The sequence below is a fragment of the Nakamurella sp. genome (assembly GCF_048594475.1).
GTDB lineage: Bacteria > Actinomycetota > Actinomycetes > Mycobacteriales > Nakamurellaceae > Nakamurella.
The window spans coordinates 1-1960 of record NZ_JBMDXT010000297.1; the positions used below are offsets into that span (position 1 = coordinate 1).

At 68.5% G+C, this 1960-nt stretch carries 1 protein-coding gene; it reads right to left on the minus strand.

Annotation, left to right across the window (positions count from 1 at the left end):
- The coding region (dnaK, locus tag ACOJUF_RS13685; protein WP_420122388.1) for a molecular chaperone DnaK at positions 1 to 1428 on the minus strand (1428 nt) is incomplete at its 3' end.
- Positions 1429 to 1960: the final 532 nt, after the last annotated feature.

A 1960-nucleotide genomic window follows, 5' to 3' on the forward strand; every position in this document is an offset into this window, starting at 1 on the left:
GATCGTCATCGACTGCGACTTGCCGGTGCCCATGTCCTTGGCCGACACGTGCACGATGCCGTTGGCGTCGATGTCGAAGGTGACCTCGATCTGCGGCACGTTGCGCGGGGCCGGCGGCAGGCCGGTCAGCTCGAACATGCCCAGACGCTTGTTGTAGGCCGCGATCTCACGCTCGCCCTGGTAGACCTGGATCTGCACCGACGGCTGGTTGTCCTCGGCCGTGGTGAAGATCTCGGACCGCTTGGTCGGGATGGTGGTGTTGCGCTCGATCAGCTTGGTCATGATGCCGCCCTTGGTCTCGATGCCCAGGGACAGCGGGGTGACGTCGAGCAGCAGCACGTCCTTGACCTCGCCGCGCAGCACACCGGCCTGCAGGGCAGCGCCGACCGCCACCACTTCGTCAGGGTTGACGCCCTTGTTCGGCTCCTTGCCGCCGGTCAGCTCCTTCACCAGGTCGGTGACGGCCGGCATGCGGGTGGACCCACCGACCAGCACCACGTGGTCGATGTCGCCGACCTTGACGCCGGCGTCCTTGATCACCTGATGGAACGGGTTGCGGGTGCGGTCCAGCAGATCGGAGGTGATCTTCTGGAACTCGGCCCGGGACAGCGTCTCGTCCAGGAACAGCGGGTTCTTCTCCGCGTCCACCGTGATGTACGGCAGGTTGATGGAGGTCTGCTGCGAGCTGGACAGCTCGATCTTGGCCTTCTCCGCGGCCTCGCGGATGCGCTGCATCGCCATCTTGTCGCGGGTCAGGTCGATGCCGTGGGCGGCCTTGAACTTGTCGACCAGGTGCTTGACGATCCGCTCGTCCCAGTCGTCGCCGCCGAGCTTGTTGTCGCCCGCCGTCGCCTTCACCTCGACGACGCCGTCGCCGATCTCCAGCAGCGAGACGTCGAAGGTGCCGCCACCGAGGTCGAAGACCAGGATGGTCTGCTCCTTGTCGCCCTTGTCCAGGCCGTAGGCCAGGGCGGCCGCGGTCGGCTCGTTGACGATGCGCAGCACGGTCAGACCGGCGACCTCACCGGCCTCCTTCGTGGCCTGACGCTGCGAGTCGTTGAAGTACGCCGGCACGGTGATGACCGCGTCCGTGACGGGCTCGCCCAGGTAGGCCTCGGCGTCGCGCTTGAGCTTGCCCAGCACCCGCGCGCTGATCTCCTGCGCGGTGTAGGTCTTGCCGTCGATGTCCGGGGACTTCCAGGTGGTGCCCATGTGGCGCTTGACCGACCGGATGGTGCGGTCGACGTTCGTGACGGCCTGGCGCTTGGCGACCTCGCCGACCAGCACCTCGCCGTTCTTGGCGAAGGCCACGATCGACGGCGTCGTCCGCGCGCCCTCGGCGTTGGCGATGACGGTCGGCTCGCCGCCCTCCAGGACGGAGACGACCGAGTTGGTGGTACCGAGGTCGATACCGACGGCACGGGACATGCAATTTCCTCCTGCACACTGCCCGGCGGAACCCATTCCACCGGGTCATCGATGGCGCGCCCGGGCGGGCGGCGCCGTTCGTCTGCACTTCTCGTCTTCAGTTCACGTCCGGACTTCCCACGCGAAGATGCCCGTGGATCCGGAGGTTGTCAAGCTGGTGTCAAAGGACTTGCGTCTGTTCGACTCAACTTTACTGCCCGGTTCAACTGAGCAGCGGGCGGATGTATTCCTGATCCCGGGCTCACACGGAACTCCCATGCCGGCGCCTGCCGCCGGCGCCCAGGCGCGGAGCCGCCCGGCAGCGGAGCCGGCCGGGCGCGGAGCCGGCCGGCAGCCCGGTTCCGGGACTGAGCCGCTCGACCCCCGTCCGGGCGCGGCCGGACACCCCGACGCCGAGCCACCGCACCCCGTTGCCGCACCGAACGAAGACCTACACCCGCCCAGCGAGCGCGCGCCTTCACTCGGTCCCGGCCCGCCGGCCCGCCGGCCCACCGCCACACCGCCACGAATCCAGCCCCACCCGGGCGCGGCC